The organism is Syntrophorhabdaceae bacterium, assembly GCA_028713955.1.
Classification (GTDB): Bacteria; Desulfobacterota; Syntrophorhabdia; order Syntrophorhabdales; family Syntrophorhabdaceae; genus UBA5609.
In genome coordinates this window covers 1-7,253 of record JAQTNJ010000158.1, presented here as the reverse complement: position 1 = coordinate 7,253, position 7,253 = coordinate 1, and the positions used below count along the sequence as shown (strand labels likewise).

Sequence of the window (7,253 nt, the reverse complement as noted above, 5' to 3'; positions counted from 1 at the left end):
GATTGCGTCATGTTGGTGATGCCGCCCGTGACGTTTCCATCAGCATCATATGTTGCGTTAAAAGCAAGCTTCGACAGGCCTGTCGCATCGGTTTCGCTGCCGGCCTCTTCATAAGTCCCGTTGTTGTCTTCATCAACCATGACAGTGACCCTGTTCGATGCGCCGGTTGAATTGGTGGACAGTAAGAGCCTGTAACCTGTTCCGTCGTTGATAACGGACGCAGCAACGCCGGCGCCGGCATTGTTTATGGCGTCCTTTATGCCCGACAGGGTATTATTTGATGAATCGATGGTAATTTCTATGACCTCGCCGCTCCCCACCTGTATCTTGATCTTCTGCGCGCCGTATGTTGTCAGGTCGGCGACCTCGCTGTTCTCTTCGGAGAAAGTGGTTGAGTAAACATTTTGTGACGTTGCAATATTGGTAATCTTGATGGAATATGTGCCGGCATTGGCAGAAGAAGAGGCGGTGGCGGTAAAATACTGGCTATCTGAAACTGATGCGGACATTTCCAACAACCCGGAGTCCTTTAAGTTTGTGACAGTACTTTTAAGGGTCGAAATAGCGCTGAGCATTGTCCCGTAGGCGCTCAGTTTTGCCTGATAATCAGCCTCTTTCTCCTTGAGTTTTGTAAGCGGCTGTCTTTGCAGTTCCATGAGCTGGCTGACAAGGGTCGTTGTATCAATACTTCCTATGCTGCTTGCTATGCTGCTTGTTGTCATTCCACCCCTCCTGCTGAATTATCAGTAAAAAGTTGCCACGGGCAGCGGTTGCCGCCCGTGGCATTTATTCGATTACCTGCCTCCCAGGAGAGCAAGGATCTGTTGCGGCAATGTATTTGCCTGGGCAAGGACAGATATTCCCGCCTGCTGCATGATCATGGATTTTGTCATGTTGGCTGTCTCTGCAGCGAAGTCGGCATCCATTATCCTTGAACGTGCTGCGGTAATGTTTTCGCGGACGTTATCAAGGTTCCGGATTGTCGATTCGAACCTGTTCAGTTTTGCACCGAGTGTTGCTTTTTCAGAGTTAAGAGTGTCAAGACCCTGTTTTGCTATCAGGATTGCCAGGTTGGCATTTCCCGCGCTCGATACGCTGAGCGAGTTAGCGGACTGCTGGGTCAATGTGACAGTCGATGAAGAGGAGCCGACGCCGAATGTGGCGCCTGTTGCCGTGCCGTCAAGGGTGACGGCGGTATCGGAGTATGCGCCGTTGAAGATGATCTTGCCGTTTTGCCCCGCGGCTACCGACATTGTGGAGCTTGCGAGGACATTCGACAAGACTGTGCCGTTCGTTACGCCGGTATATTTTGAGACGCTTATCCCGGCGCCTGTTGTGTTTGTCAGAACGATCACCTGGTTGGCGCCACCGGTCTGACTGGTGGTAAAGTCCGCCGTGGACATAACATAAGCCGATACGCCGGTTGATGCTGTCTTGGCATTGATCGCCGATAACAGGTTGGTTACAGCCGTATCGGCTGATGCGGCTTCGCCTGTTGCCGCGGCAACAAAACTGCCGATCTGTACACCATTGATGGTCAGGTACCCTGCATCCACATACTGGGCTGCTGCACCGGATGTCAGCGTTGCCGTCATTCCGGCGCTTCCGCCTACCAGGGAGTTTCCAACGGAGAAGGCGGTAACGCCATGGTCGCCTGTATACTGGTTGATCCTGTTCACAAGATTCAGGCTGTTGTTCTTGACGTCGGCTATAGCAATGGCGCCGCCGATATCCTTGCCGTTGATTGTAGCGTCGGCAGCAAGCCCTGTGCCGAGGAAGCTTAATCCTGCTGCCCTGCTGATGTCTGAGCCGCCTATGGAATCTGAATATGTTGTTGATATACCCATCGATGTTGGGGCCACGTTCGAGGTCGAGACGTTGATCGTCTCTTTTATCTCGGTTCCGACCTGCACGTCGATACTCTTGGCCTGGTTGAGGAATGCGTCTCCGTTGTATCTCGTCTGCGATACGATCCTGTTCAACTCGTCCACCAGCTGGGTAACCTCAGTGTTCATTGAGCTTCTGTCTGTAGAGGAGTTATAACTTGACGACTGTTCAGCCAGCTCGTAAATCCTCTGGAGGGATGAGATCATCTCGTCCATTGCGCCTTCAGCGGTCTGCGCGAAGGACACGCCGTCGTTTGCGTTTCTCATGGCCACTGTCAAGCCATTGATCTGGCGCTGCATCCTTGTTGCGATAGCAAGACCTGCGGCATCGTCTTTCGCCGAGTTGATCCTCAATGTGGAAGAAAGTCTCTGCATTGCAGTAGCAAGCGGACTTTCCGTCTTTCTTAAATTTCTCTGTGCGTTTAACGCGTATAAGTTAGTGTTGATTGTTAGAGCCATACTCTATCCTCCTTGAATTTTACTGTTTGGGCGTCCTGCCCTTTGAGCGATATGTTGAGGGAAAAATTTGTGGACATAGAATGATTTTTCACCTCCTTCTTCCATATATGAATGTTTTCTCTCATGGTTCTCGCTTGTGTAGATTATCGGAGGGATATGGAAAAACTTAAATCCTTAAAAGGTGAAAACACCCGTAATTCGTGAATCGTAATTCGTAATTGGATGAACCCTGTGAAAGGTAAAAGGTGATGGGTAATAGGTGATAGGCCATAGGATATAGCGCTTTGTCATTGCGAGCGGAGCGCGGCAATCTCATTAATAGTTCATACCCTATGAGGTCGCTACGTCGCTTCGCTCCTCGCACCTTGTGCTTTTCCACTTACGTCTCACAAATTACGAATTATGGTTGTTCTCGCCCACGCCTTAAAGGTGTTCCGCTATGCGCTATGCCTTAGTCCCCTTGGCCTATTATACCTTGAGCAACTCTCCGGCAAACTTTATATAATCGTCGTCTTTTGGCAGCTTGCCGCACCATTTTGCGAAAAATGTGATCCTTTGTCTCCATTCTTCATTACCGTTTTTTGAGGTTGTCGTGGACGGGACGTTCCCAACGGACGGGTCCGTGCCTCCCTGCGTATGACCGAAGGTCTCTTTAAAGACGATCCCGAGACATTCGGGGAGATAGGCGACATCGTATCCTCTTTCCCTTGCTTCAAGGCATATATCGGCCTCGATAAACCGGTCGGCTATCCTTTCATCGAAGCCGGTTGTTGCCTCATAGAGCGACCGGTGCATGGCTATCAGACCACCGCCGACGGCATCATATGCGCCTTCATCGGCCCTGTCCCTGATCATCCTCGGGACATGGTTGAAATCAAACCGTATACCGAGGCAATAGGGCTCCATATCAGGGTCTTTCAGAGGGATGCCGGCTGCGCCCTTTTGCATGGCCTCCAGGATACCCTGGTCTTTGAAATAGACTATCCCGGATTTCATGAATATGAGATATTCGCCGGTTGAAGTCCGGGCACCTTTGTTATAAAGGTACGCGAGACCTTGTTTTTCTGATTCGACAACCCGGATATCGCCTGAGATACCGGACAGGACTTCCATGACGGAGCTGTCGCCGGTAGCAACAATGACCTCCCAGTCGGCGAATCCCACGTTCTGGGATAGTGAGGTCAGCGTGGCGAGGAGCGCCCCCTGATCATGGTCGGCAGCGACAACGTAGCTTATCCGGTTCTCCCGGAAGGCGCGCGTTTCCTTTCCGGACCCTGTTGCCGCGACATTCCTGCCACCTCCCTTGCCCGCGTGCCTGATGCCCATGATGTGGTCCATGATCTCCACGGTGCCGGGTACGGACCTCTGGTTGTTCATATAGAAGAAGTGGTGGAGGAAGCTGTCCACGTTTTTCCGGATCTCTTCGGGCACCCCTTCCTTTATTGTCCTGTAGAGTGGTTCAAATGATTCCGCAAGGGACTGCGATATTCCAAGCTCCGCGTAATAATCCGGCAGCCTGTCGGTCCCGGGGAAGGAAAAGAGCGGTCTGCCAAACGAGAGTGCCTCTGTCGCCAGCGTAGTTTTTCCAAGGGTTACGCAGTAATCTGCTACCGGGAGGAGGTAATAGGGGTCATAATTCTGGAACACCAGGCAGGATGGAAATTTTTCCTTGAATACCGCTTCAACGTTTTTCTTATACGCATCATAGCTGACCTTGGGGTGCCACTTGAAGATTATTGTTACATCGTCATTGATGCCGCTGAGAAGTTGTTCCCAGATGGATGGATCGTTAATAATACCCCATTGGATACTCACAAGGAAGAGGACAACCTTTTTATCCGGCGGAATATTCAGGTTTGCCTTCGTTTCTTTGATCTTCTGAGGCTGGAAATATGTGTTTTTAATCGTCGACAGGTGCGTATTGCCGACGAGAACCATCTTCTCTGCGGCAGCCTTTGCCCTCGTAAGCCGGTTTTTTGTATCATCACCCCACAAAAGAAGGGCGGTGCTGTATTCCGAGTGGCCGCTGAAGCTCAACCTGTCCTCGTAGTAATCACCCTCCTGAAAGGTAACGTAAGGGATCCCGTATTTAGCTGACAGATGGCCTATCAGCTTGCCCCACCTGTTGCGCTCATGAAGGGCAAAGAACAGATCAGGTTTTTCAGTCTTGATAAACTCTTCAAGACAGAAGTACTCCTCAAATCCGGACGTGAGCAGGTTGGCCTGCAGTATAAGGGGCCAGTGCCTGAGTCCGTCCCACGTGAAATTTTTGTCTTTCCATATTTCAAAGAAGCTGTTTATTGTTGTTTCGACCTTTTCCCTCGTCTCGCTGTTGACATAATTTTGCAAAATCCTGCATTCTTTACCTTTCTGTATTAAGTCCAGTTCGTAAGGGAAGTCGGACATTGTTGTAAAATATATGACCCTGGCGCCCAGCTTTTCCGCGTATTCCGTTACAGGCCACAAAAAACGGGTATGATGGGGGAGGGCGACAAAACAGGCGATCTTCTTTCCTTTCAGACTCATGATAATACCCTGTTTATGATGTCGGCAACAGCCAACTGTCGTTTCTTTTTCATATGTTGTTCGAGTATGGCTTCCCTGAGGGCGTCTTTCGAATTAGTGAAGATAGTGTCATTGAGGTGGGGATGACTTTTCTTGAGAGGATTGTATATGATCCCCCCCTTTTGATACTTAATGGCAAAGCCGAGAGAAACGAGATAGGTCGTGGCGATAACGACATCGCTGATCATCACGACATTGACCAGATTACCGGTATTCAGGGAGTAATACTTTTTTATCTCCCGGTCCATTACAGGCCTGGTAAGGGCATTAAAAACATCCTTCTCATGGAGGTTCCTCACCGCGTAATTTGTAAAAGTGAAGAAGACGTCCGTTTTTATGCCTGATTGAGAAATGACCTCAAATATTTCATAGAGCTGCTGCCTGTTCCTGGGATGGTTGACAACAACAATGCCCAGGCTGTCCTTATCGACATGTATTGTCTCATCAAAGACAAGGTTTTTATACGTATCCTCAACGGTAGAGATGCAATAATTGTCTTTCATCGCATCCACTATGAATACCTTCTGCTCGTCAATGCCTTTTGCAATGAGATATCTTTTTTCGTAATCCTCTTTAACGATAAAGTAGTCGAGCATCTTGAGGAAGATGGGCGGCATATCAAAGACCGGAAATATCTGGATGCCGACGATCGGTATCTTGTTTTCCTTTGCGAAAAAGATCGTATGGGTATAGAAGACATCGGTAAGCACCGATGGAGTTTCATCGGTGGAAGGGATCGGAAAAAGCATAAGATCATAAGACCCGCTCATCGCAGGGAAGATGTCTGAAGAAACGTTCCAGAGAAAATCATCAAAACCTACCTGCTTCCAGAACTTAAAATCAGTTCCCGGCACCACCAGGTCGTGGTTAAGCCTGATGAATGTCTTTGCGAAACTGTCCCTCTGTATCATTGTCCAGAAGCGGAACTCGTTTTTCATCAGTATATGTTTGATGGTCTTGATCGTGCTTGTCTTTTCACGTACTGTTTCATGGATATCACTGCTGTGTGTATAAACATCTATATGAATGGAATCGCCCGCAAGTCCCTTCAACAGTTCGATGAGCCTCTTCCCCGTGATACCCAGCTCCCTTTCCCCTATAGGGAAGATGATCTTCCGATATTTTTTCAGGTGCGGCTTATCTTTCATCCCTGCAATCCGTTGTGATCTATTGCCGTTATTGTTGCCAGGGCCTTGTTTATAGCAGGACTCTGTGTTTTTTCAGCTAATTGCCGGACGATCGTGCAGAATTCCTGAGGGGTGCTGGAGTGTGTGTATGACAGGGGGATTAACTTATCGCACACCTCTCCGAGCGCTGCCTCGCCGGAGAATTCATATTCATAGCGATCTTCGTCCCGGGCAGTGAGAGAGACAAGATATCTGATCAGGGAGGCAAACATCTCATCATAACGTTTTGCATTCCCCAGGCAAAGGGACCATAAAAACAACAGATCGGCGTGATCTTTTTTTACATGAAGTCCCTCATCAAGATACTGCAGCGCTTCCTTCATATTATCCTTTTCCAGGTTGATCTTGCTGAGGAGAAAGAGTGTCTTCAGGTACACGATATTATCGTTTGTTTTCTCATTGTCGGGAACCGATTCCAGGGTTTTCTCCAGGGATTCCTTTGCCCTGTCTTCCAGTCCTACCCTGAGGTAGGTTATCGCAGTGTCGTAATTCGCCTGATAGCTCACCATGGCTCTCCTGCCTTTATTGGATTTTGTGTATGTGTCATATCAATCCTTATCAACGTTCAGCTCCTTGCAAAAAGGACGTTTGAAAGGTTTTTGCTGATAAGCTGCCCTGTCTGCCGGATCACAAAACCGGCATCAGCCATAAATTGATATACATGTGAACATTCTTCGGGGTTTGCATTATTCACTTCGATCATCACCGATTGCAGCCTGTTGTCATGAAATGTCCTTTTCCCGCCTTCGAGGACGCTTTCTTCGCTTCCGTCGACGTCGATCTTGATATGGTTGGGAAAGGGTATGCCGTAATTCTCCACTGCGTCATCGAGACGAATGCCGAGTACCGTTGTAAAGACCGATGACCCTGCATCGGATAGATTGTTGGAAGAGCCGAATCTGGTATCGGCAAAATGCATATCCAGCAGCATGTTGGTGTTCGTTAAGGCTACATTCAGGGGAATTATTCTCTTATTGAACTTGTTTATACTGATGTTTTCGCAGAGTTTATAAAAATTGAAATATGCCGGCTCGAATGATACCACTACCCCGTTATCTTCCGCCATAAGGGATGCAGCGATGAGAGAATAGGACCCTACATTCGCGCCGACGTCATAGAAGACCCCGTTATGCGCCGCGTCCCTGATCCAGTCTAC

Annotated in this window: 6 protein-coding genes; all 6 read right to left on the bottom strand. The window is 48.8% G+C overall.

Annotated features, from left to right (window positions below; translation table 11 throughout):
- Positions 1-722: flagellar cap protein FliD N-terminal domain-containing protein (locus tag PHU49_12205; protein MDD5244770.1), on the bottom strand; the 722-nt coding region annotated here is incomplete at its 3' end.
- Positions 723-794: 72 nt separating this feature from the next.
- Positions 795-2,345: a flagellin gene (locus PHU49_12200; GenBank protein ID MDD5244769.1), complete on the bottom strand. Its 1,551-nt coding sequence runs from the start codon at positions 2,343-2,345 to the stop codon at positions 795-797.
- A 468-nt stretch (positions 2,346-2,813) separates the two neighbouring features.
- Positions 2,814-4,871, bottom strand: a complete 2,058-nt coding sequence (locus PHU49_12195; GenBank protein MDD5244768.1) for a glycosyltransferase — start codon at positions 4,869-4,871, stop codon at positions 2,814-2,816.
- Positions 4,868-6,058: a hypothetical protein gene (locus tag PHU49_12190; GenBank protein ID MDD5244767.1), complete on the bottom strand. Its 1,191-nt coding sequence runs from the start codon at positions 6,056-6,058 to the stop codon at positions 4,868-4,870. The genes PHU49_12195 and PHU49_12190 overlap by 4 nt, the downstream gene beginning before the upstream one ends.
- Positions 6,055-6,606 (bottom strand): hypothetical protein, encoded by a 552-nt coding sequence (locus PHU49_12185; GenBank protein ID MDD5244766.1) that lies wholly within the window; start codon positions 6,604-6,606, stop codon positions 6,055-6,057. The genes PHU49_12190 and PHU49_12185 overlap by 4 nt, the downstream gene beginning before the upstream one ends.
- A 56-nt stretch (positions 6,607-6,662) precedes the next feature.
- A partial coding sequence (locus PHU49_12180) for an FkbM family methyltransferase (protein ID MDD5244765.1) occupies positions 6,663-7,253 on the bottom strand: 591 nt, incomplete at its 5' end.